Here is a 23,519-nt window from a genome sequence, read left to right as displayed (position 1 = left end):
CAGACTCTGCCTATCTAATGGATGTCGGATGCCAAACGGGCGCCGACCGGCTTGTTCTTGTTGGAAAGGAAAGACACTGAGAACAGCATTGCGGAAGAAGGCGGACATCCAGCCTTCGCCGGCCGGGATCAGCGGCAATGCCGAGATTTCCCGTGCCCTCGACCTCGTTCTTGCCAGTCTCGACGACTCCAAGGCCGAAAACATCGTATCCATCGACATTCAGAACAAATCCAGCCTCGGCGACTACATGGTCGTTGCGTCGGGACGTTCGCATCGTCACGTCGCCGCAGTCGCCGACCACCTCATCCAGGCGATGAAGGATGCCGGGTTGGGCTTTCCGCGTGTCGAAGGCCTCTCAGGGGCCGATTGGGTTCTGATCGACACGGGAGACATCATCGTCCACGTGTTCCGTCCGGAAGTGCGCGAGTTCTACAACATCGAGAAGATGTGGCAGGCTCCCGACCTCGAGGAAGAAACCGTGCACTAGCATTCGCGGCCCCAGGGGCCGGGATCGCGGGAAGGCAGGCATGCGTCTGAGCGTTCACGCCGTGGGCCGGATGAAGACCGGCCCCGAAAGGGAGCTTGCCGACCGGTATTTCGGGCGTCTGGCCAAGGCCGGCCCTTCGATCGGGCTCGAATTCGCTGGCGTTGCCGAGATCTCGGAAAGCCGCGCGCGCGGCACGGATGAGCGGCGACGCGAGGAAGCCGCATCGCTCGAGGGTCATCGCGGCGACGCGGCATTGTTCCTCCTCGACGAACGCGGCAGGAACCTGACATCCGAAGAGATCAGCGGGCGCATCGGCGATCTGCGGGACGGCGGACGGCGGCACCTCGTCTTCGCCATCGGCGGACCGGATGGCCACGACGAGGCCTCCCGCGCGAGCGCCGACCTCGTCTTGTCGTTCGGAGCGCAGACCTGGCCGCACCAGCTTGCCCGCGTCATGCTTGCCGAACAGCTATACCGGGCCGTGACGATCCTTTCGGGCCATCCCTATCACCGGGCTTGAGAGGTCTCAGGCTATCCGGCCCGGGCGATCATGGTTGATGTTTCCTTAACGAAGCGGCGATAGCGTGCCATTGGTGACCGACAAACGAGACATGGCAGGCAGGGCCAGGGCATTCCTGGTGACGACCGCGGCGGCGGCGATGCTCATGTCGAGCATGGCCGGCGGCGCGCGTGCGCAGGATGCCGCCGCGCTGGAAGACCGGCGCGCCCAGCAGGCGCAGCAATATGAGCGTATCACCGAGGCACTGGGTCTTTCCGAAGAGCGGGTTGCCGAGATCGCAGAGGAGATCGCCGAAATCCGCAAGGATCACGCGAGCCTGTCGGCTGCGCTAGTGCAGGCGGCGAAGACAGAGCGCAAGCTTGCGCAGGACGCTTCCGACATCGCCTCGCGGCTCGATGTGCTGCGCCTTCAGGAGAGCGATCTGCGCGGCTCGCTGCATGAGCGTCGCGGAATCCTTGCCGAAGTTCTGGGCGCGCTGCAGCGCATGGGCCTCAATCCGCCTCCGGCCATCCTGGTCCGGCCGGAAGACGCGCTTGCGTCCGTCCGCAGTGCGATCCTGCTGGCCGCCGTCGTGCCGGAACTTCGCAGCGAGACCGAAGTACTGATCGGTGACTTGCGGGAACTTGCGCGGATAGCCGCCACGATCGAAAGCCAGCGAAAGCGGCTGCTTGCAACGGTCGCCGAACAGGCGGAAGAGAAGGAACGTCTATCACTTCTTCTTGATGAAAAGCAGCGCCTGCAGGCGCAATCGGAGCAGCAGCTTGCCATCGAACAGGCGCGATCCGGCGAGCTCGCCGACCAGGCGTCTTCGTTGCGCGAACTCATCGATGCGCTCGAGAGCGAAATCGAGATCGCTGCCAGACGTGCCGAGCAGCCGTCCTCCGACATGCCGCCGCCGAGCGGGAACGGCCCGCTTTTGGGAGAATCGGAGCCTTTCGCGGCGCTTCTGGGCGCCCTCGACCTGCCCGTCGCGGGCAACGTCGCGCGAGGGTTCGGCGAGGACGACGACAGCGGCGGTGTCATGCAGGGCGACATGGTTGCGACACATTCGGCGGCAATTGTCACCGCGCCGGTCGACGGCTCGGTCCTCTATGCGGGACCGTTCCGTTCCTATGGCCAACTCTTGATCCTGAATGCGGGCGATGGTTATCATATCGTGCTGGCGGGGATGGGAAGAATCAGCGTCTCGCCGGGACAGTCCGTGCTCGCAGGAGAGCCGGTCGGGTTGATGGGCGAAACGAGAATTGCAAGCGCCGTGGCCTTCACGGAAGAGAACACCGGCCCGGAGCTCTATGTCGAGTTCCGCAAGGATGGAAAACCCGTCGATCCGGCCCCATGGTGGGCGGGGCGCAGTTCTGGAAGGACAGGAAATGATACGTAAGTCGTTGTCGCTTCTGTTTGCCGGGGCGCTCATGGGAGCGTCAGCCATGAGCCTCGTCAATGGGGCTGGTGGTGCCACGGCGAACGCGGCAGGCTCGGAAACCTATCGCCAACTGGCGATCTTCGGCGACATATTCGAGCGCGTCCGCGCACAGTACGTCACGGAGCCGGAAGACCAGAAGCTGGTGGAAAGCGCCATCAATGGCATGCTTTCCTCGCTGGATCCCCATTCGTCCTACCTCAACCCGGATGCCGCGCAGGACATGCGCGTGCAGACGCGCGGTGAATTCGGCGGGCTGGGCATCGAGGTCTCGATGGAGGACGAGCTCGTCAAGGTGATCTCGCCGATCGAGGGCACACCGGCCGAACGCGCAGGCGTGCTGGCTGGCGACCTGATCGCCGAAATCGATGGCACCCAGGTCCGCGGCATGACGCTGGCCGACGCGGTCGACATGATGCGCGGCGCGGTCGATACGCCGATCGAGCTGACGATCGTGCGCGAGAATGTTGCGGAGCCGATCAAGCTGACGATCGTGCGCGACATCATCAAGGTGCGGGCGGTGCGCCACCGCGTCGAGAACGATGTCGGCTATCTCAAGATCAACTCCTTTACGGAAAAGACCTTCGACGACCTGCAGGCGGCGATCGACGACGTCAAGCAGCAGGTGCCCGAGGAAGACCTCAAGGGCTATGTGCTTGATCTTCGGCTCAATCCCGGCGGACTGCTCGACCAGGCGGTCAGCGTCACCGACACGTTCCTGGATCGCGGCGAGATCGTCTCGACGCGCGGACGCGAACCGCAGAACATCACGCGCTTCGACTCGCGGCCCGGCGACAGCATCGACGGCAAGCCTCTGGTGATCCTCATCAATGGTGGTTCGGCGAGTGCCTCGGAGATCGTGGCCGGTGCCCTTCAGGATCACCGACGCGCCACGGTGGTGGGTTCCCAGTCCTTCGGCAAGGGTTCGGTGCAGACCATCATACCGCTTGCCGAGAACGGCGCGCTGCGGCTGACCACGGCGCTCTACTACACGCCGTCCGGCACCTCGATCCAGGGCAAGGGCATTACGCCCGACATAAGCGTCGACCAGCCGCTGCCCGAGGAATTCCAGGGTCAGGACGTGTCGCGCGGTGAGTCCAGCCTACCGGGACACATCAAGGGTACCGAAGAGGATGAGACCGGTTCGGGCTCAGTGGCCTACGTGCCGCCGGATCCGGAGGACGACGTGCAGCTCAAATATGCTCTCGACCTGTTACGCGGCAACGAGTCCGATCCGGCTTTCCCGCCCAATCCGGACGAAGCGGTCCTGAACCAGTAAGGCGTCTTGTCCCCGGTCCGCCGGGGACAATTCATTTCCGCGTCGGCGGCTCGTGTGCGAGCACCGGCGCGGATTCGTGATTCGGCGATCAGGGACCATCGCAGCCGGTGACAAAGCCTCCCTTCGAGAAGGACATCGACAGACCTCTCGGTCTCGACGCAGGTGCGCGCAACCGGGAGGCGCGGGACGGCGGTCGCATCGGCCTTGGCCAGATCGCCCTGGGGTTTGCGGCGGTGGGCCTGGTCGCCGCATCGGCGGTGATCGCGTTCGGCGAGCGCCCCTACAGGACGCCGCAGCAGGTGGTTCTGTCGACACCTGTCGCGCCCGCAGACGTCGAGGACGCGTCTCCTCTTCCGCCACCATCCTCCGAAGCCTACCCGGATAGCGGCCAGAGCGCCGGGGGCGCGTCGATCATTCGCGTCAATCCTCCCGAGAGCAGCGAGGAGGGCAGCAATGTCATCGTCATTCGGGACCCGACGACGCTCGGCCAGGATCTGCGAATGGCGCATCTGCCCGACCGCGCGCTGATCGAGGAAACCGATGCGGGCCTGCTGCCGATGCGCGCTGCCGATGGCCGCCGGCCTTTCGACGTCTACGCGCGTCCGTGGTCCGGCGCGCGGGGCGCAAGGGTGGCCATCGTCATCGGCGGTCTCGGCGTTTCCCAGACCGGCACCCAGGCGGCGATCGCGGCGCTGCCGGCGGAAGTGACACTCGCATTCGCCAGTGGCGGCAACAGTCTTGACCGATGGATGCAGGCTGCGCGCCAGGATGGACATGAGATCATCATGCAGGTGCCGCTCGAGCCGTTCGACTATCCCCAGATCGACCCAGGCCGCAATACGTTGACCGTGTCGGCAGAACCCGTGGAGAACCGCGATCGGCTCTATTGGGCGTTGTCGCGCATTACCAACTATACCGGCGTCATGAACTATATGGGTGGGCGCTTCGTCACAAGCGAGCCGGCGATGACGCCCTTCTTCGCGGAACTGGCAAAGCGCGGGCTGATGTATGTCGACGACGGTTCGTCGGCCCGCAGCCTCGCGCCCGACCTGGCAAAACAGCAGGGCGTACCTTACGCCGCGGGCGATGTCGCCATCGACGGCGAGCGTGAACGCGGCGCGATCCTGGCCAAGCTGGACGACCTCGAGCGCACGGCGCGTGCAAAAGGTTATGCAGTCGGTGTCGGCTCGGCGTTCGACGTAACGGTTGACGCGGTGGCCACCTGGGTGCAGGAGGCACGGCGGCGCGGCGTCGAGATCGTCCCGATTTCGGCGGTCGCAGTGGATCCCGAAAGAGGCTGAGAACCGATGGCAAAGACGGACACGCCGGTCGACCCCGAGACCCTTCCGTATCGCCGCTGCGTCGGCATCATGGTGCTGAACGGCTCAGGCCTCGTCTGGGCCGGCCGGCGCATTGTGCTCGCCGATAGCGAGATGGCGGGAACGGACCAGTTGTGGCAGATGCCGCAGGGCGGTATCGACAAGGGCGAAGACCCTCTGCCGGCGGCCAAGCGGGAGCTCTACGAGGAGACCGGTATCCGCACCGCGACCTTGCTTGCCGAGACGCCGGACTGGATAAACTACGACCTGCCGGCCCATCTCGTCGGCATTGCGCTGAAGGGGAAATATCGCGGCCAGACGCAGAAATGGTTCGCGTTCCGCTTCGACGGCGACGAAAGTGAAATCGCCATCAACCCGCCGCCGGGCGGCCACGAGGCCGAATTCGATTCATGGGCCTGGAAGCCGATGGCGGAGTTGCCGGAACTGATCGTTCCATTCAAGCGCAAGGTCTATGAAGAGGTGATCGCCGCTTTCCGGCATCTGGCCTGAGCGTCAAACGATACGCTCCGTCAGCACCACGCCCTCGGCCGTCATCTCCTGCGTCATCGCGGACAGTGAACCGCCGAGATCGATCGCCCGGCAGGCTTCAAGCAATACCGTTGCCTTGAAGCCGGAGCGGATCGCGTCGAGGGCGGAATAGGCGACGCAGAAGTCGGTTGCCAGACCAATCAGCGTCAGATCCGAAAGGCCGCGCTCGCGCAGGTAGCCGGCGAGCCCCGTCGGCGTCTGGTGATCGTTCTCGAAAAAGGCCGAGTAGGAATCGATCGCCGGGCGAAAGCCCTTGCGGATCACCAGTTCTGCCTTCGTCCATTCCAGCCCGGGATGGAATTGCGCACCTTCGGTTCCCTGGATGCAATGATCCGGCCACAAGGTTTGCTCGCCATACGGCATGGTGATCGTGTCGAACGGGCTCCGTCCCTGATGCGAGGACGCGAAGCTGGAATGGCCCGCCGGGTGCCAGTCCTGCGTCAGGATCACATGATCGAACGCGCCGATCAGCCGGTTGACGACGGGGATGATTTCGTCGCCGCCGTCGACGGCGAGCGCGCCGCCCGGGCAGAAATCGTTCTGGACGTCTATGACGATGAGGGCCTTGTCAGTCATGAATTCCTCGCAACGCGGATCTGCCGACAGAAGTAGGACAAAAACGCGCGATCGGCAAAGTCGTGGCTCACGTATCGTTTGCATACGAATGAATTTCGGAGCATGCTGGGGATGGGAGCAGGACATATGCGCTACGCGAAACCGCAGTCGACAGACGAGGCAATCGCGCTGCTGGGCAGCGACACTTGGCGTCTGCTGGCAGGCGGGACCGATTTCTACCCCGCGCAAGGTTCCCGCCCGATCCGTGACAACATCCTCGACCTGAACGGCCTTGCGGACCTGCGTCATGTCACTCATTCGCAGGACAGCGTCATTTTCGGGGCGCGGGCGACATGGACCGACGTGATCAGGGCGGAGCTGCCGCCGGCATTCGACTGCCTGAAGCTCGCCGCACGCGAGGTCGGATCGGTTCAGATTCAGAATACGGGCACGATTGCCGGCAACCTCTGTAACGCATCGCCGGCCGCTGACGGTGTGCCGCCGCTGCTGACGCTCGACGCACAGGTGGAACTGCGTTCGCGGGCCGCCACGCGAATGATACCTCTGCACGACTTCATCCTCGGCAATCGCGACACCGCTCGCCAGGCAGACGAACTGGTCACGGCGATCCACGTGCCGCGCGCCGCTGCCGCGGGCGTCTCGCATTTCGTCAAGCTCGGCGCGCGCCGCTATCTCGTCATCTCGATCGCCATGACGGCGGTCAGGCTGACGCTGGACGGTGAGAGGCGCGTCGCCGATGCGGCGATCGCCGTCGGCGCGTGCTCCGCGGTCGCACGACGATTGCCGGCGCTCGAAAGAGCCATCGTCGGGCTGCCCGCGGGATCCGGACTCGCGAAAACAGTTGAATCTTACGATTTCGCCGAATTGTCGCCGATCGACGACGTCCGCGGCACTGGTGTCTACCGTCTGGCGGCCGCCCGTGAAATCGTCGCGCGCGCAGTCGACGGCGCTGTGGCAAAGGCCATAGGCAAGCCAGCGGAGGTTGCCGCATGACCATGGCGCATGTCGATCTGTCGTTCAGCGTCAATGGCGAGCAGCGCCGGCTGACGGTGCCCCCGGTCATGCGGTTGTCGACACTGTTGCGCGACGAGCTGCACCTGACGGGCACGAAGGTCGGCTGCGATGCCGGCGACTGCGGCGCCTGCACCGTACTCATCGACGGCGAACCGGTGTGCTCCTGTCTCGTGCCGGCCGCAAGCGTCGCCGGCGCAGAGTTGCGCACCGTCGAGGGCCTTGCCAATGGCGCCCTGTCGGCGCTGCAGGCTTCGTTCCTGCGGCATGGAGCGGCGCAATGCGGCATCTGCACGCCGGGGCTGCTGGTGAGCGCCACCGCTCTGCTTGAACGCAACGCCGCGCCGACCGAGGATGACGTCAACGATGCGCTGGGCGGCGTGCTGTGCCGCTGCACCGGCTATCGCAAGATCGTCAAGGCGGTCATGGATGCGGGCAATGCTGTGTCGGAGCCTGTCGTCGCCAGTGGCATTGTCGGCGCATCCGTGCCCCGGCTCGACGGCGTGCCGAAGGTGATGGGGACCGATCGCTTCGGCGCCGACGAAAGGCCGGACGGCGCACTCGCGGTGCTGGTCGTCCGATCGCCTCATTGGCATGCAAGGTTTTCGCTCGGCGATCTCGACGGGTTCGTGAATACCCATCCGGGCGTCGTCGGCGTTTTCACGGCTGCTGACATCGGTGGGCGGAACGCCTTCGGCGTCATTCCGCCATTCGCTGACCAGCCGGCACTGGCGGACGGGCTGGTCCTGTTTCGCGGTGAAGCGGTGGCGCTGGTCGCCGGCGAGCCGGACGCGATCGCCGACCTGGACATCAGCGAATTTCCGATCACCTGGCAGGAACTGCCACATACACTCAGCATGCCCGAGGCCCGCAACGGCGTCGCCCGGCTGCATCAGGGGCGCGAAGGCAACATTCTGCTGGAAGGCGTGGTGGAGCGTGGCAATGCGGAGGCCGCGCTTGCCGGCGCTGCCGTCACCGTCACCGGCGGGCTCGAAACGTCCTATGTCGAGCACGCCTATATCGAGCCGGAAGCGGGCCACGCCTACATGGATGGCGATACGCTGGTCATCAAGGCCTGCACACAGTCGCCGATCATGGACCGGGACGACACCGCCGCCGTGCTCGGCCTGCCGCCGGAGAGGGTGCGCATCATCCCCACGGCAACGGGCGGGGGCTTCGGGTCCAAGCTTGACCTGTCTGTGCAGCCGCTGATCGGACTCGTCGCGCTGAAGACCGGCCGGCCCGCATGGCTCGCCTTCACCCGGCAGGAATCGATGGCCTCCACCACCAAGCGTCATCCCGCGGCGATGAAGGCGACGATCGGCGCGGATGCGCAGGGTCACGTGGTCGGCATGATCTTCGAGGGGGATTTCAACACCGGCGCCTATGCGAGCTGGGGGCCGACGGTAGCCAGTCGTGTTCCGGTGCATGCCTCCGGGCCGTACTTCACGCCGAACTATCGCGCGCTGGGCCGTGCCGTGCATACCAACGGGCCGATTTCCGGCGCCTTTCGCGGTTTCGGCGTGCCGCAGGCGGCGCTGATGCAGGAAACGCTCTACGACACGCTTGCCGAGAAACTCGGCATAGACCGGCTCGAACTGCGCCTGCGCAACGCGCTGCGTGATGGCCAGTCCACGGTAAGCGGCCATGTTCTGGAAAGCGGCGTGGGGATAGCGGCCTGTCTCGAAGCCCTGAGACCGCACTGGACGCGTGCCGTGGCCGATGCCGCCGCGTTCAATGCCGACAACGAGAGCCGCAAGCGCGGCGTCGGCGTGGCGTCGTGCTGGTATGGCTGCGGCAATACCGGCATTCCCAATCCGTCGACGATGAAGATCGGCATCACGGCGGATGGCCGCATCGTCATGCATCAGGGGGCGGTGGACATAGGGCAGGGCTCCAACACCGTCATTCCGCAGATGGCGGCGCAAGCGCTCGGGCTCCCGCTGGAAGCGTTCGAGTTCGTCCATGGCGACACGGCGCTGACGCCGGATGCTGGAAAGACATCGGGCTCGCGCCAGACCTATATTTCCGGCAAGGCAGCGGAGAAGTCGGGCCGTGCATTGCGTGAGGCGGTGCTGCGCGCGGCGAACGTATCGGGTGACGCCGCGCTGTCTCTGGAAGGCGGCACGATTGTGGTTCGCGAAGGCGAGGCGAGCCGCACGATTGACCTCTCCTCGCTTGCCGCCGACGCGGACGGTTTCGTGTTCTCGGCCTGCGAAAGCTACGATCCGCCGACGATTGCGCTCGACGCGAAGGGACAGGGCCAGCCTTATGCCGTCTATGGCTGGGGCGCGCAGCTTGCCGAGCTCGAAGTCGACATGAAGCTCGGCACCGTCAAGCTCATCAAGATCACCGCCGCACATGACGTCGGCAAGGCGATCAATCCGTTGTTGGCCGAAGGCCAGGTCGAAGGCGGTATCGCGCAGGGCATCGGGCTGGCGCTGATGGAGGAATACGTTCCCGGTCGTACCGAGAACCTGCATGACTACCTCATTCCCACCATCGGCGACGTGCCGCCGATCGAGACCATCCTCGTCGAGGTGCCGGATCCGGAAGGACCCTATGGCGCCAAGGGGCTTGGCGAGCACGTGCTGATCCCAACAGCGCCGGCCATCGTCAACGCCATCCGGCATGCTTCCGGCGCGAAGATCGACAAGGTGCCGGCAACGCCGGACCGCGTGCTGGCGGCGATCAACCTGGCAAGGGCGGTGCAGTGATGCGAGACGCGCTGGTGCCCTACGTTGCCCCCCTCTGTCCTGCCGGACATCTCCCCCACTCGGAGGGAGATCGGCTGTATTTGATGGCGGCATCAATCGCCAGCGCTGCAGGACAAGCGATAGGAAGACTGAAGGCTAATCTCCCCCTCTGTGGGGGAGATGTCCGGCAGGACAGAGGGGGGCGTGAGGGAGCACCGTCTTACCCATACGCTCTCCCATCCAGTGTGCGATGTCATGAGTGAACTGTCCGAACGCTTCGAGACCCACGATCCGGGCGCTGCGCGCGCGGGTGAGAAGCTGCGTTGCGATGCCTGCCCGGTGATGTGCTACATCGCCGAAGGACGCACCGGCGCCTGCGACCGCTATGGCAATTTCGGTGGCCGGATCGTGCGCTGCGACCCCGTCGCCATTCTCGAGCATCGCGCCGAAAGCGGCGGCGAGGTCGTTCCCTTCGATGGACGAGGGTGGGATGGCAACCCGGTCAATCGCGAGCGACGCTTCGTGTCGGCGATCGGCGCGGGAACGACCTATCCCGACTTCAAGCCGGCACCGTTCATCGTCAGCCAGGAGGTGGAGGGTGTCGATCTGGTCACCGTGGTGACGGAGGGCATATTCTCCTATTGCGGCGTCAAGGTGAAGATCGACACGGACCGGCACATCGGTTCGGAGACGGCCATCGTCCGCGCCAACGGGGAACCGATCGGTCATGTCACCACCGCCGAATACGGCTCTCAGATGCTGTCGATCGGAGGCGTCCGGCATCTGACGGGCGGCTCGAAGGCAGAAGGGCGCGTCACCTGCGACACCATGCTGGCACTGTGCAACCGGCAGGCGGTCGAACTGACCATTGATGACGGCTCCACCGTCGTCGTACAGGCCGGCATGCCCCCGGTGATCGACGGGCGCGCGGAGCACCGCATGCGTGTCGGCTGCGGCTCGGCAACCATCGGCATGTTCGCCACGCAATGGAAGGACCTCGTCGACGAGGTGGTGGTGGTCGACGACCACATCACAGGCGTCGTTTCCGAGCATCAGGCCGGCAAGGTCATCGGCTGGCAGGATACCGGCATCAAGATCGTCGGGCGGCGTTCGACGCCGGGACGCTATTTCAAGGTGTCGGAGCCGGGCCTCGGCTGGGGTGGCACCACCATCTCCAATCCGCTCGAAATCCTTGGCGAGTGGAATGGCAAGAAGGGAGCGCGGCCGGGCCTGTCGCTGCTGATGGTATCGACGACCGGCGAGCAGTTCGCCTATTTCGAACTCGATGACGAGCTGAAGCCGGTGGAGAAGCCGTTCCCCGATCGGTTGCGTAAATCGGTGGACCTGATCGAGGACAATTGCGAACCGGCGCTGTGCACGGTGCTGTTCATGGGCGGGGCCGGTGGGTCGCTGCGGGCGGGGGTAACGGAAAATCCGGTCAACCTGACCCGTTCCGTGCACAGGCTCCAGACCTATGTCACCTGCGGCGGCGCGCCGGTCTATGTCTGGCCCGGCGGCGGCATCACGCTGATGGTCGATGTTGCCACGCTGCCGGAAAACGCTTTCGGCTACGTGCCGACGCCGGCTCTTGTTGCCCCGATCGAGTTCACGATGCGCCGTGACCACTATGAAGCCCTCGGCGGCTACGCTGACCATGTGCGCTCGGTTGACGACGTGCTTGCCAAGGGCGGCGAATATCTCAACGAGCGCACGGCGATCCCCGCGCCGTCGGGCAATGCCTGGCCACCCTTGGCGCAGCTTCGGCGCGAGCGCCGGACATGAACGGGCCGCAGGCCGCGATGCTGCCGGACGGACGGCGGCTGCATCTCAATCATGGGCCGATCGATCTGGTGCTGGAGGCATTCGGCGATGCGGGCGAAGTTGGTTTTGCCTATCGCCAGGCAATCGACCGCTTCGCAACCGTGCTCGAAGAACTGGTTGCCGAACTGACCGAGCTTCGCCGTCCAGCCACGCTTCGGGCGAGAGCCTTTTCGGGGACCACGGCGCGGCGCATGGAAGACGCCGTCTGCCGCTTCGGCGAGAACTTCATCACGCCGATGGCTGCAGTGGCCGGCAGCGTCGCCGACGAGGTCCTGGCCGCAATGGTGAGAGGCCGGACACTGCGCCGCGCCTATGTCAACAATGGCGGCGACATCGCGCTTCACCTTGCTTCGGGGGAAGTCATGAAAACGGCGATCGCAGGCACGGGCCACGGAATTGCCGATCGCATCGAGATCAAGTCGTCCGATCCCGTGCGTGCCATTGCCACCAGTGGCTGGCGCGGCCGTAGCCACTCGCTCGGCATCGCCGATGCGGTCACGGTGCTTGCCGGAAACGCGGCTCTTGCCGATGCCGCCGCGACGCTGATCGCCAACGCGGTCGACCTGCCGGGGCATCCCGCAATCACACGGTCGCCGGCTAACGTGCTTGCGCCCGACAGCGATCTCGGCAGCCGACTTGTGACGACCGGCGTTGGACCGCTATCCGAGAAGGATGCCGGAATGGCGCTGGAAAACGGGCTGCACGTCGTCGAGGAGTTCGTGCGCCGTGGGCTCATCGCATCAGCTGCGCTGTTTCTCGGCGGCCAGACGCGCGTGGCTGGAACGTTGCTGAAAATCGATCTGAGGGAGCTTGCCAATGCCTGAATTCGTCGTCCGAAAGATCGCCATCATCATGGAAGAGATATTCCACGATGGCGGACCAGCCTCGTCGGCTCCGCGACGCAGGGCGGCGGCCGTCGCGCTGGTCGCGAACCCTTTCGCCGGCAAATTCGTCGAAGACTTGCAGCCCGCGATGGACGACCTCAAGCCGCTGGGCCTGATGCTCACAGACAGGCTGATCGCCGCGCTCGGAGGCGATGTCGCCACCATCGACGGCTACGGCAAGGGAGCGATCGTTGGCGCGGACGGCGAGATCGAGCATGGTGCGCTCTGGCACGTGCCCGGCGGCTATGCGATGCGCGAGCGGCTCGGCGCCTCGAAGGCGATCGTGCCGTCGGCAATGAAGGTCGGTGCATTCGGCGCGCGGCTCGACGTGCCGCTGGGTCACACCAATGCGGCTTATGTGCGCAGCCATTTCGACGCGATCGAAGTGTCGGCGCCTGACGGTCCACGGCCAAATGAAATCCTGTTCGCCTTGGCGATGGCGTGTGGCGGCCGCATCCACTCCCGCATGGGAGGGTTGGAGGCATGGCAGGTCAAGGGCGAGGACGGGCTGCGGTGACGTCCGAACAGCCCTACCGGCTGGAAGAGCAGATCGGCTTCGTGCTGCGCAAGGCGAGCCAGCGCCACATATCTATCTTCGCGCGGCATATCGGCGACCTGACCCCGCCGCAATTCGCGGCGTTGGCGAAGCTCGCCGAAGTGGGCGACACCTCGCAGAACCAGCTCGGCATGCTCGTCGCCATGGATGCGGCAACAATCAAGGGCGTGATCGACCGGCTCAAGGCACGGGGCCTGGTGGCCCTGACCCGTCACGAAGAAGATCGGCGGCGCCTTGTCGTCAGCCTCACCGCCACCGGCCGCGAGGCCCTGAACAGCTTCATTCCGACCGCGCACCGCATCACCGAGGAAACGGTGGCACAATTGACCTCGCGCGAGCGCAATACTTTGATGCGGTTGCTGGCGAAGATTACCTGAATTGCTCGTCCGTCAACCGCGCCGAGCGCGGTCTCACATCCAAACGACTTGAAGTATCGAGAGAAGAGCGTGAACATTTTTTCGTTCGACCTCCTCTCGTGCACGGCGCTGCCGCAGCGTCAGATAAGCTCTTGAGCGCAAACAACCTTTGTTAACATGAACGAAACCAATGATCGCTTATGTAGCTTCAGGAGCTTGGTGGGGGACGCCAAAGGCATGATGCCGCGCTTCTGATCCGGCGTGACCGGAATGTCAGCTTTCATCCAGCGCACTGCCGCACACCCTGCGGCACGGGATTTCGTTGATGGCCGTCACGCAGGCGAGAGAGATCAGGATCGACGACCGCCTTGCGTTCATCGGCATGGACTCCCAGGCGCGGGAGACGCTGCGGAAGCTGAAGCCGTCTCTGGCGCGCAATGTCGGCCCGGCACTCTCCCAGTTCTATGAAAAAGTCCGCGCGACGCCACATACCGCGCAATTCTTTGGTTCCGATAGCCATGTTGCAAGCGCCAAGGCGCGCCAGGAAACGCATTGGACCGGCATCGCCGAGGCCAGCTATGGCGAAAGCTACGAAACGGCGGTCAGGAGCATCGGTGAAGTCCATGCGCGCATCGGGCTCGAGCCAAGCTGGTATATCGGCGGATATGCACTGGTCGCGGAGCACCTGATCAAGGCCATCGTCAAGGAGCAGTGGCCAGGCCTTCTCTCGCGTGGCACGAGTCCGGAAGCCATGGGCGCTTCGCTGGCCGTGCTGGTGAAGGCGATCATGCTCGACATGGACCTGGCTATCTCCACCTATCTGGAGGCGCTGGACGAAAAGCGGACCCAGGTCGAGCGCGCCCACGCAGAATCCGAACTGCGCCAAAGCGAGGCGGTGAAGGCCATCACGCATGGCCTCAGCAGGATTGCCGCCGGCGATCTATCGACACGCCTCACGCAGCAACTTGCGCCCGAATTCGACCAGCTCAAGCGCGATTTCAACCATACGGCGGAATCGCTTGCACGCACGCTCTCCGGCGTCGCTCATTCAGCCGACAGCATCGGTTCGAGTTCCGAAGAGGTCGGCCGCGCGGCCGACGACCTGTCGCGCCGCACCGAGCAGCAGGCGCTGCGCCTGGAGCAGACGGCTGCGGCGCTCAACCAGCTCACCAATGCCGTCCAGCGCGCCGCCGAAGGCGCATCGCAGGCCGCTGCCAAGGTGGTCTCGACGCGCGAGGAAGCCAAGCATTCCGGCGCGATCGTGCGCAATGCCGTGCATGCGATCAGCGAAATCGCCAAATCCTCGCATGAAATTTCCCAGATCATCGGCGTCATCGACGAGATCGCGTTCCAGACCAACCTGCTTGCGCTGAACGCAGGCGTGGAGGCGGCCCGTGCGGGCGAAGCCGGCAAAGGCTTTGCCGTGGTCGCCCAGGAAGTGCGCGGCTTGGCACAGCGTTCCGCCGAAGCGGCAAAGCAGATCAAGGCGCTGATCTCCAAGAGTTCCGACCAGGTCGACAAGGGTGTGAAGCTCATGGACGAGACCGGGGAAGTCTCCGAGCGGATCATCACGAGCGTCGTCGAGATGGATGAACTCGTGGCAGGGATCGCATCGTCGTCGCGCGAACAGTCGATCGGCCTGTCGGCCATCAACACTGCAGTCAGCGAAATGGATCAAGGCACGCAGCAGAACGCCGCGATGGTCGAACAGACCACCGCCGCCGTGCACTCGCTGCGCAGCGAGGCGGCAACCCTCGGCCAGGGTGTCGCCGCCTTCGTTCTGACCAATGCACCAACCAGGCCGCGTGCGGTGGAGACATCGCCACCGCCCGCAGCCGCGCCTTCCCGGAGGCTGGTCCATGCGACCGCCGGGGCCACAGCACTTGCGGTGTCGATGGCACCCGAGACATCCGAATGGGAAGAGTTTTAGAGGAGAGGGGCATGGGGAAAGCCGCTACCGGAAGCATGACGCTTCCAACTGAACTCGACATCAAGGCCGCCGCACCATTGGCTGCCGAGTTGATCGCCGCCAGGGGCAAGGACCTTGCACTGAATGCATCGCAGATCGAGCGCGTGGGGGCCCAGTGCCTGCAGGTGCTTCTTTCCGCGGCAGCCACATGGACGGCCGACGGGCAGGACCTCAGCATCGAGGAACCGTCGCCCGCTTTTGCCGACGCGATCCAGACCGCCGGTCTCGATCTCTCCCAATTCTCCGCAAGGAACAACTGATCATGGCGAAGAAGATTCTCACCGTCGACGATTCGCGCACCATACGGGAAATGCTCAAGGCTGCCTTGACGGGCGCCGGCATGGATGTCTTCCAGGCGGAAGACGGGGTTCACGGTCTCGAAGTGCTCGAGACCTGTGACCCCGATGTCATCATCACCGACATCAACATGCCGCGCATGGACGGATTCGGCTTCATCGAAGCGGTTCGCGGCAACAACAAGCACCGGGCCATCCCGATCCTCGTCCTGACCACGGAAAGCGTGGACGACAAGAAGGACCGTGCCCGACGCGCCGGGGCAAGCGGCTGGATCATCAAGCCGTTCGACCCAGTCAAGCTGGTGACCGCCATCAATCGCGTTGCCGCCTGAGCGCCGGGGAGACTGACGTCATGGACACAATGGCCGCCATCAAGCAGACCTTCTTCCAGGAATGCGAGGAACAGCTCGCAGAGATGGAAGACGGCCTGCTCATCATCGAGCGCGAGGAAGGCGATCTCGAAACGATCAACGCGGTCTTCCGGGCCGTGCATTCGATCAAGGGCGGGGCCGGAGCGTTCGGTCTCGATGATCTGGTGCGCTTCGCCCATACGTTCGAGACGACGCTCGACGGCATGCGTGCCGGCAAGCTGGAAACGACGCCGCAGATCGTCAAGCTGATGCTGCGCGCGGCCGACATCCTCGCCGATCTGGTCCGGATTGCTCGCGATGGTGGCGATATGGACGAGGCGCGCGTCACCCAGATGACCGACGAGCTGGCCAAGGCTGGCGGTGTTGCTCCTCCTGCACCCAAGCCGGCAGCTCCGGTCGCGGCGGTGGCGCCTGCACCGGGAGAGGTCGACGAGTTCGGTTTCGCGCCGACGCCGGTCGCGTTCGATTTCGCCGGAGATGCGGATCCCGGCGCGCCAGAGGTCGACGAATTCGGCTTTGCGCCAACGGCGATCTCCTTCGACGACCTCGTCGAAGAGCAAAGCGAGATTGCGCAGGGCATCCAGATCACCTTCAAACCGAAGCCCGACCTCTACGCCAAGGCCAACGACGCCGTTCGCCTGCTTCGCGAACTGGGGCGTCTGGGCGAGATGCAGGTGACCTGCGACGTCTCGGAGGTGCCGCTCCTGACCGAGCTCGATCCCGAAGGCGCCTGCCTTACGTGGAACATCTCGATTTCCGGAACGGACGAGAAGAGCGTCCGGGAAATCTTCGAGTTCGTGGAGTTTGACTGCGATCTGGAAATCGGCGCCAAGGGTTTGGATGAAGCAAGTGCTGCGGAAGCCGTGCAGGCTGTCCTGGCGCAGGTCGCGGCTGAAGAAGCTGCATCGGTTGCCGTGGCGAGTGCGCCGGTCGAAGCTCCCGCGCCCGTCATCGTAGAGATGCCCGCGCCGGCTCCCGTGGAGCCGGCTGTGAAAGCCGCTCCCGTCGCCGCAAACCAGCAGTCGCAGCCAACGGCGGCTGCCGCCCAGGCGCAAGGCGCCACCATCCGTGTCGATCTCGACCGGGTCGATCGGCTGATAGACCTCGTCGGCGAACTCGTGATCAACCAATCGATGCTCGCACAGCGGGTTACGGAAGCCGGCATCGCGCGGCTTTCGGACGTCGCCGTCGGCCTCGACGATCTCGAGCACCTGACGCGCGAGATTCAGGACTCCGTCATGGCGATCCGCGCGCAGCCGGTTCGCCCGATCTTCCAGCGTATGTCGCGCGTCGTCCGCGAAGTGGCCGACATGACCGGCAAGTCGGTTCGTCTGGTCACGGAAGGTGAAAACTGCGAGGTCGACAAGACCGTCATCGAACGGCTCGCCGATCCGCTGACCCACATGATCCGCAACGCCATCGACCATGGGCTCGAAAAGCCCGAGGATCGGGTGAAGGCAGGCAAGTCGGAGCAGGGTGTCGTTCGCATGATCGCGGCCCATCGCTCCGGCCGCGTTGTCATCGAGGTGTCCGACGACGGTGCGGGCATCAACCGCGCCAAGGTCCACGAGATCGCCATCAAGAAGGGCATCGTCGACGCCGACGCACAGTTGACCGACAGCGAGATCGACGATCTGATCTTCGCACCGGGCTTTTCCACCGCCTCCACCATCTCCGACGTCTCCGGCCGCGGCGTGGGCATGGATGTGGTGCGGCGCTCGATCCAGGCGCTTGGCGGGCGCATCACGATCTCGTCCAAGCCGGGACACGGCACGACGTTCTCGCTGAGCCTGCCGCTGACGCTGGCGGTGCTCGACGGCATGGTCGTCACGGTGGCCGGCCAGACGCTGGTGGTGCCGCTTTCCGCGATCGTGGAGACGCTTCAGCCCAAAGCATCCGACGTGCACGGCCTGGGCGAGAAGGCGCGGGTCATCGCGATCCGCGGCTCCTTCATCCCGCTGATCGATGTCGGCTCCATCCTTGGCTATCGCGAGGATGAGGCCGAGCCACTGGAAAGCGTGGCGGTGATGGTCGAGACCGAGAACCAGTCGCAATGCGCGCTGATGGTCGACGGCATTATCGGCCAGCAGCAGGTCGTCATCAAAAGCCTTGAAACCAATTACGGCCACGTCTTCGGCGTCGCCGCAGCAACCATCCTCGGGGACGGCCAGGTCGCCGTCATTCTCGACGTCGACGCGATCGTCGCGGGCTCGCGCGCCGACGCCGCACGCGCCGATGCCAACCGCAAAAGGAACGCAGCATGACGCAGATTGTTGAACAGGACGTCGCAGCAAGCAACGAACTGATCGCCTTTCGCCTTGGTGAGCAGGAGTTCTGCGTGGACATCATGTCGGTACGCGACATTCGCGGCTGGACACCCACCACTCCGCTTCCGCATTCGTCGTCTTATGTGAAGGGTGTGATCAACCTGCGCGGTGCCGTGCTTCCGGTGGTCGATCTCGCCGCCAGGCTCGGCTTCGAACCGGCGACGCCCAACGCACGTCACGTCATCATCATCACCCAGGTCGGCAACCAGACGATCGGACTGCTGGTCGACGCGGTTTCAGACATCCTCACGGTGAATTCCGGTTCGATTCAGGCGACGCCCAACGTCGCTTCGGAACTCGCCCGGGCATTCATGAAGGGCGTAATCGCGATGGAGGGCCGCATGATCAGCCTCATCGCACTGGACAATGTCTTGACCCAGAACCAGGCAGGCCAGGGGCTCCTGAACTGAGCCCTCGTATAAAGGAACACGAGCCATGTCGCTTCTAGCCCAGTTGAAAATTCTCGTCGTCGACGACACCACGACCAGTCGTCTTCTCGTCAGGGACGCACTCGAGACACTCGGGTTCCGCAACATCCAGGTTGCGGCCGATGGCGAGCAGGCGATGAAGATGATGATGACGACGCCGTCTCATCTGATCATCTCCGACATGAACATGCCGAAGATGAATGGTCTGCAGTTCCTGCACGCGATCCGCACCTACAAGCCGACATCGCGGGTGCCGTTCATGATCCTCACCGGCAGCCCTGATCGCGCGGTGCTCGACGAGGGACGCAAGCTCGGCCTCAACAACTACCTGACCAAGCCGTTCAACGCCGATCAGTTGCGTCGCGCGCTCGAGGCGATCGTAGGGAAGTTGCACTAACTGCTCAGGCGCGGCGGTCCGTCGACCGCTTCGTTCAAGAAAAGAGCCCGAAAAAGAGGGCCGCGTGTAACAGGGTGTAGCGTAGGAACGAGTAAGATGAACTTTCCACAACGCGAAGACGTGCTCGACCAGGCGGAACGGATGACCGACGTGCTGGTGAGAATCCATGCCGAGCTGGAGGAAATCGCCCGGCGCATCGACCACAACCAGGCGATGATCGCCAAGTCGACATGGAATGTCGGTGCTGCCGACGAGGACTATGTGAAGGCCATGCAGGACGCCGATCTCAGTGCCCAGCGCATTGCCGGCGTGGCAGGTTTCCTGCGTGCCCTGGGCGACGCATCGAAGCCGGACTGGCGCATCAATACTGCGGGCGCGACGAGCACTCTCAAGCTCACCGAGCTGATCCGTGCGATCGGTACGACGGACGCGTTGATCGCGGCCAAGCCCGAAGACGACGCAGGCAACGTCGACCTGTTCTGAGCCGACGACCGACCCTGCTCCGGTGTGTAAGCGTATGCACGCCGTTGCCGGTGCTCTCGCATTTGGCGCACACCAGGTTCAGAACAGTTCGACCGAACCGTCGCTTTCCACCGGCTTGACCGGACGGATCCTGCGTTCTGCGTCGAAGACCTGCTGGCTCTCACGTTCCATCAGCGATTGGCGCGCGCGGCCGAGGATCGGCCAGTACTGGATCTTGCGGCCATGCTCGCCGCGCAGGCTGCCTCCGACGTAGCGGATGCCCTCGTCGGCGAGAAAGCGCTCCGCAAAGTCGGAGTTCTGGCGCCCGACATCCGTCAGGCCGTCGATCAGGCGAGCACCGCCGAACAACTTTGCCTCCAGCCGCTCGCGCCGCGCTCCGTTGGAGAGCAGGGCGTTGACCAGAAGCTCCATGGCATGGACGCCGTGACGTTCGGCCTGCAAATCAGACGTTGGCGACCGTCCTCCGGGCAGAAGGAAATGGTTCATTCCGCCGACGCCGGCCACCGGGTCGCGCATGCAGGCGGCAACGCAGCTCCCCAGAAGCGTCGTCAACACCGTATCCGGGTCGGTGGTCACGTGCTGCTCGCCCTGAACGACGTGGATTCGTTTGCTGGCACCAGCCGCGCTCGCAACGCTGCTGCGGGTTGCCCTCTCCGCGACTTGACCTGTCATGTGGATGCTCCACGGGAGGGTGTGTTCCGCGGGCAGACCGACCAAACGGTGTCACGAACAAGCATGCGCTCATTGTGGGTCGAATCCGGCCTCGCAGGCATCAGACCGCCTCCCTTGCAAGATTGCATTGGTTTATGATGGCCGCGCCGATGCGTTCCAGAGGGAGTTGGCGTTCCACGGCGCCCATCTCGAATGCAACTTTCGGCATGCCATAGACGACGGAGGTGGTCTCGTTCTGGCCGAGGGTCGAGGCGCCGGCACGACGCATCGCGAGCAGCCCCTGCGCGCCGTCACGTCCCATTCCGGTAAGGATCACACCGAGTGCGGACTTGCCGCTTGCCTTGGCAACCGAATCGAACAGGACGTCGACGGATGGGCGGTGTCCGTTCACGGCAGCTTCGGGCGAGAGGCGGCAGCGCGGGCTTGTAGAGCCGACCACCTGAAGGTGACTCTCGCCACCGGGAGCCAGATAGATCTTCCCCGCGCTCAGCGGTGCGCCGTCAGTGGCCTCCGAGACGTCGGCGGCACATACCCGGTTCAGGCGCTCCGCGAAGCTCTTCGTGAATGTCCCCGGCATATGCTGGGTGATCACCGTGGGCGGGCAGTTGGCAGGGAAAGCCGACAGGACCGACAGCAACGCTTCTACGCCGCCCGTTGACGAGCCGATCGCGACGATGCGCCCGTCCGAGCGGAAATTGCCGCCGGCGGCATGGTTGGGCGCGCGGTCGGAGCCGGAGCGAACGCGGGCACGGGCGGCGGCCTTGACCTTGGCGGGAAGCTCCGAGAACGCGCGTTCGGCCGGCATGCCGGTCGTCGGCTTGCCGACGCAGTCGATCGCGCCAAGCTCCAGCGCGGCCAGGCTGACATCCGCACCCACCTGCGTCAGGGACGACACCATGACGACAGGCATCGGCCGCAGGCGCATGATCTTTTCAAGAAAGCTCAGCCCGTTCATGTTGGGCATCTCGACGTCCAGCGTGATCACGTCGGGATTGAGCCGCTTGATCGCTTCGCGCGCCTCGAGCGGATCGCCCGCCTGGCCGACGACGGTGATTTCGGGATCGCTGCGCAGCACGGCGGAGATCAGGCTGCGCATCGTCGCACTGTCGTCGACGACGAGAACTTTCACCGTACTCATAGGATGCCGTCCTTGAGGCGATAGGTGGTCAGGCCGTCCGTGGCGAATTTTGCCATGTCGGTGACCCGTTCGGAGTGGCCGACATAGAGCCGGCCAGCGGGATTGAGCAGCGGCGCGAAGCGCGCCCACATGCGTGCCTGGGTCGGTTCGTCGAAATAGATCACGACGTTGCGGCAGAAGATCGCGTCGAACCTGCCCTTCATCGGCCAGTGGCCCATCAGGTTCAGTTCACGAAACGACACCAGCGTGCGCATCTCCGCGCCGGCACCCCAGGCGTCGCGGCCTGCGTCCTTGACGCGCACCATCCAGCGGTCGCGCAGGGCGTTCGGGACAGGCTGCACGGCTTCTTCAGAGTACACCGCGGCGCGACCGGTGGCGATCACGTTCGGATCGATGTCGGTCGCCAGGATGCGGACGTCGTATTGCGCGGCGTCCGGCATCGCCTCGAGAATGGTCAGCGCGATCGAGTACGGCTCCTGGCCGGTGGAACACCCGGCCGACCAGATACGGACACGTCCGCGCGCCTTGGCACGGGAAACGAGGTCGGGCAGCACCTTGGTCTTGAGATGCTCGAAATGATGCGGCTCGCGAAAATAGCGGGTCACATTCGTCGTCAGCGCCGCCAGCATGTTCTGGCGCTCGCTAACCCCTTCGGAGCCGGCGACTAGCGAGCAATAGGCGCGGAAGCTTTCCAGCCCCAGCGCGCGCAGGCGCTTGGCCAGCCGAGAATAAACCAGCGACGCCTTGCTCTCGGAAAGCGCGATGCCCGCGTCGTCGTAGAGCATGCGTGCGATGGAACTGAAATCCTCGGTCGTGAAGAGGAACTCCCCCTCGACCAGCGGCTGCCCCCGTCCACCCGTGGCCGATCGAACGGCGTTCGTCATGCGGCATCCGCCTCTTGCATGTCAGGCAGAATGCGCTCCAGGCCGATCAGCCCGATCATGCGGCCTTCGACCGCGAGGATTCCGCGTATGAATGATTTGACTGTTTCGCTCGCCACGTTGGGTGTGGGCTGGAGCATGGAATCGGTGACGCTGAGAATGTCGCAGACCGCGTCGACGAGCAGGCCAGCTTCCTGGTCGCCGTAGCGCACCACGATGATCACATGGCGCGCCTCAGGCGCGGTGAAGCCGAAGCCCAGCCGTGCCGACAGGTCGATGATCGGCAGCACCGTGCCGCGCAGGTTGATGACGCCCTGCACATAACGCTGCGCATGGGGCAGGGGCGTGGCGGGGGTCCAGCCGCGGATTTCCCGAACCGACATGATGTCGACGCAGAATTCCTGTTCGCCGATTCTGAATGCAATCAGTTCCTGCCAATGGTCAGAGGATGAGTTGCTCATGGTCCTTCCCTCGAGGGCCTGCGGCGCTGCTGAATTCGCACGTTGGCTGTGCCGTCAGTTGGCACGGAGTTTGGTTAATTTGACGTTATTCGGACTGTTCCCGAGCCCGGCGACACACGCCGCCGGGTGGGGTCTACGCCAGGCTCAGAACTCTTCCCATCCGTCGTCTTCGGGCTGGCTTGCGAGCAGTGCCGCTGCCTGTCCGCCGCCTGATGACACGGTCTTGAGCGCGGGGGCGGATGGCTGCGGCCGTGCTGGCATGCGCGTCACCGGCGCCGGCGCAGACTTGGCCCGCCCTGCCGCTGGTCTGCCCGCGTCGGCCTGCGTGCCAAGCTTGAACTTCGCCACCAGACGCGCAAGCTCGTCGGCCTCCTGCGCGAGGTTGTGGCTGGCAGCCGTCGACTGCTCCACCATCGCCGCGTTCTGCTGCGTCACCTGATCCATCTGGTTGACCGCCGCATTGACCTCGCCCAGCCCCGTCGACTGCTCGCGCGCCGACGCCGCGATCTCCGTCACCAGATCCGTGATCTCGGCGACCTGCGTTACGATCTTCTCCAGCGACGTGCCCGTCTGGCCGACGAGGTCGACGCCCTGCTCGACCTGCTGTGTCGACGTCGAGATC

General features: G+C 64.6%; 25 protein-coding genes. 19 read left to right on the top strand and 6 right to left on the bottom strand.

All coding sequences use genetic code 11. The annotated features are described in order from the left end of the window. Window positions 1-28 precede the first annotated feature (28 nt). The 6 genes from rsfS to AAFN84_RS24010 all read left to right on the top strand — a co-directional run bounded on the left by rsfS (window position 29) and on the right by AAFN84_RS24010 (window position 5,535). The gene (gene rsfS / locus AAFN84_RS24035) at window positions 29-487 is read left to right on the top strand and encodes a ribosome silencing factor (protein ID WP_347517271.1); all 459 of its coding nucleotides are present in this window, start codon (window positions 29-31) and stop codon (window positions 485-487) included. 40 nt (window positions 488-527) lie between these two features. Further along, on the top strand, window positions 528-1,007 hold the full coding sequence (rlmH, locus tag AAFN84_RS24030; protein WP_347517270.1) for a 23S rRNA (pseudouridine(1915)-N(3))-methyltransferase RlmH: 480 nt from the start codon (window positions 528-530) through the stop codon (window positions 1,005-1,007). A gap of 73 nt (window positions 1,008-1,080) precedes the next feature. After that, window positions 1,081-2,388: a murein hydrolase activator EnvC gene (locus AAFN84_RS24025; RefSeq protein WP_347517269.1), complete on the top strand. Its 1,308-nt coding sequence runs from the start codon at window positions 1,081-1,083 to the stop codon at window positions 2,386-2,388. Further along, the gene (locus tag AAFN84_RS24020) at window positions 2,378-3,706 is read left to right on the top strand and encodes a S41 family peptidase (RefSeq protein WP_347517268.1); all 1,329 of its coding nucleotides are present in this window, start codon (window positions 2,378-2,380) and stop codon (window positions 3,704-3,706) included. Before AAFN84_RS24025 ends, AAFN84_RS24020 begins: the two co-directional genes overlap by 11 nt. Window positions 3,707-3,813: 107 nt before the next feature. Next, window positions 3,814-5,007, top strand: a complete 1,194-nt coding sequence (locus tag AAFN84_RS24015; RefSeq protein WP_347517267.1) for a divergent polysaccharide deacetylase family protein — start codon at window positions 3,814-3,816, stop codon at window positions 5,005-5,007. Window positions 5,008-5,013: 6 nt separating this feature from the next. After that, window positions 5,014-5,535: an RNA pyrophosphohydrolase gene (locus tag AAFN84_RS24010; RefSeq protein WP_347517266.1), complete on the top strand. Its 522-nt coding sequence runs from the start codon at window positions 5,014-5,016 to the stop codon at window positions 5,533-5,535. Window positions 5,536-5,538: 3 nt separating this feature from the next. Here the strand turns inward: AAFN84_RS24010 and pncA are convergent, their stop codons facing one another. After that, complete coding sequence (gene pncA, locus AAFN84_RS24005; RefSeq protein WP_347517265.1) at window positions 5,539-6,150, bottom strand: bifunctional nicotinamidase/pyrazinamidase; 612 nt, start codon at window positions 6,148-6,150, stop codon at window positions 5,539-5,541. Between the two features lie 126 nt (window positions 6,151-6,276). On the opposite strand from pncA, the gene AAFN84_RS24000 reads away from it, so the two are divergent. The 13 genes from AAFN84_RS24000 (at window position 6,277) to AAFN84_RS23940 (ending at window position 19,745) form a co-directional block, all read left to right on the top strand. Further along, on the top strand, window positions 6,277-7,143 hold the full coding sequence (locus tag AAFN84_RS24000; protein WP_347517264.1) for an FAD binding domain-containing protein: 867 nt from the start codon (window positions 6,277-6,279) through the stop codon (window positions 7,141-7,143). Further along, the gene (locus AAFN84_RS23995) at window positions 7,140-9,878 is read left to right on the top strand and encodes a molybdopterin cofactor-binding domain-containing protein (RefSeq protein ID WP_347517263.1); all 2,739 of its coding nucleotides are present in this window, start codon (window positions 7,140-7,142) and stop codon (window positions 9,876-9,878) included. The genes AAFN84_RS24000 and AAFN84_RS23995 overlap by 4 nt, the downstream gene beginning before the upstream one ends. A 234-nt stretch (window positions 9,879-10,112) precedes the next feature. Then, window positions 10,113-11,639 carry a 6-hydroxynicotinate reductase gene (locus AAFN84_RS23990; RefSeq protein WP_347517262.1) on the top strand — a complete coding sequence of 509 codons (1,527 nt, stop codon included), beginning with the start codon at window positions 10,113-10,115 and terminating at the stop codon, window positions 11,637-11,639. Further along, window positions 11,636-12,502, top strand: coding sequence for a UPF0280 family protein (locus AAFN84_RS23985; RefSeq protein ID WP_347517261.1), 867 nt, complete (start codon window positions 11,636-11,638; stop codon window positions 12,500-12,502). The genes AAFN84_RS23990 and AAFN84_RS23985 overlap by 4 nt, the downstream gene beginning before the upstream one ends. After that, a complete protein-coding gene (locus AAFN84_RS23980) occupies window positions 12,495-13,079 on the top strand; it encodes an amino acid synthesis family protein (RefSeq protein ID WP_347517260.1) in 585 nt (194 codons plus the stop codon). The genes AAFN84_RS23985 and AAFN84_RS23980 overlap by 8 nt, the downstream gene beginning before the upstream one ends. Next, window positions 13,076-13,495 carry a MarR family transcriptional regulator gene (locus tag AAFN84_RS23975; RefSeq protein WP_347517259.1) on the top strand — a complete coding sequence of 140 codons (420 nt, stop codon included), beginning with the start codon at window positions 13,076-13,078 and terminating at the stop codon, window positions 13,493-13,495. Before AAFN84_RS23980 ends, AAFN84_RS23975 begins: the two co-directional genes overlap by 4 nt. A gap of 304 nt (window positions 13,496-13,799) precedes the next feature. Further along, window positions 13,800-15,404 (top strand): methyl-accepting chemotaxis protein, encoded by a 1,605-nt coding sequence (locus AAFN84_RS23970; RefSeq protein WP_347517258.1) that lies wholly within the window; start codon window positions 13,800-13,802, stop codon window positions 15,402-15,404. An 11-nt stretch (window positions 15,405-15,415) separates the two neighbouring features. Beyond that, window positions 15,416-15,703: an STAS domain-containing protein gene (locus tag AAFN84_RS23965; RefSeq protein ID WP_347517257.1), complete on the top strand. Its 288-nt coding sequence runs from the start codon at window positions 15,416-15,418 to the stop codon at window positions 15,701-15,703. Window positions 15,704-15,705: 2 nt separating this feature from the next. Continuing rightward, entirely contained in the window at window positions 15,706-16,071 is a 366-nt protein-coding gene (locus AAFN84_RS23960) for a response regulator (RefSeq protein ID WP_347517256.1), read from the top strand. A 20-nt stretch (window positions 16,072-16,091) separates the two neighbouring features. Beyond that, the gene (locus AAFN84_RS23955; RefSeq protein WP_347517255.1) at window positions 16,092-18,374 is read left to right on the top strand and encodes a chemotaxis protein CheA; all 2,283 of its coding nucleotides are present in this window, start codon (window positions 16,092-16,094) and stop codon (window positions 18,372-18,374) included. Continuing rightward, on the top strand, window positions 18,371-18,847 hold the full coding sequence (locus AAFN84_RS23950; RefSeq protein WP_347517254.1) for a chemotaxis protein CheW: 477 nt from the start codon (window positions 18,371-18,373) through the stop codon (window positions 18,845-18,847). Before AAFN84_RS23955 ends, AAFN84_RS23950 begins: the two co-directional genes overlap by 4 nt. 25 nt (window positions 18,848-18,872) lie before the next feature. Continuing rightward, window positions 18,873-19,262: a response regulator gene (locus tag AAFN84_RS23945; RefSeq protein WP_347517253.1), complete on the top strand. Its 390-nt coding sequence runs from the start codon at window positions 18,873-18,875 to the stop codon at window positions 19,260-19,262. A 96-nt stretch (window positions 19,263-19,358) separates the two neighbouring features. Next, a complete protein-coding gene (locus AAFN84_RS23940; protein ID WP_347517252.1) occupies window positions 19,359-19,745 on the top strand; it encodes a hypothetical protein in 387 nt (128 codons plus the stop codon). 78 nt (window positions 19,746-19,823) lie between these two features. On the opposite strand, the gene AAFN84_RS23935 is transcribed toward AAFN84_RS23940, so the two are convergent. From AAFN84_RS23935 to AAFN84_RS23915, 5 genes are all read right to left on the bottom strand, one after another. Further along, complete coding sequence (locus tag AAFN84_RS23935) at window positions 19,824-20,417, bottom strand: chemotaxis protein CheD (protein WP_347517251.1); 594 nt, start codon at window positions 20,415-20,417, stop codon at window positions 19,824-19,826. Window positions 20,418-20,517: 100 nt separating this feature from the next. Next, window positions 20,518-21,555: a chemotaxis response regulator protein-glutamate methylesterase gene (locus AAFN84_RS23930; RefSeq protein WP_347517250.1), complete on the bottom strand. Its 1,038-nt coding sequence runs from the start codon at window positions 21,553-21,555 to the stop codon at window positions 20,518-20,520. Continuing rightward, complete coding sequence (locus AAFN84_RS23925; protein ID WP_347517249.1) at window positions 21,552-22,439, bottom strand: protein-glutamate O-methyltransferase; 888 nt, start codon at window positions 22,437-22,439, stop codon at window positions 21,552-21,554. The genes AAFN84_RS23930 and AAFN84_RS23925 overlap by 4 nt, the downstream gene beginning before the upstream one ends. Beyond that, entirely contained in the window at window positions 22,436-22,897 is a 462-nt protein-coding gene (locus AAFN84_RS23920) for a chemotaxis protein CheW (protein WP_347517248.1), read from the bottom strand. The genes AAFN84_RS23925 and AAFN84_RS23920 overlap by 4 nt, the downstream gene beginning before the upstream one ends. A 144-nt stretch (window positions 22,898-23,041) precedes the next feature. Continuing rightward, window positions 23,042-23,519: methyl-accepting chemotaxis protein (locus AAFN84_RS23915; protein ID WP_347517247.1), on the bottom strand; the 478-nt coding region annotated here is incomplete at its 5' end.

Source organism: Mesorhizobium sp. CAU 1741 (assembly GCF_039839275.1).
Lineage (GTDB): Bacteria > Pseudomonadota > Alphaproteobacteria > Rhizobiales > Rhizobiaceae > Aerobium.
The sequence above is the reverse complement of the archived record's forward strand: the minus strand, read 5'-3'. Positions and strand labels throughout refer to the sequence as shown.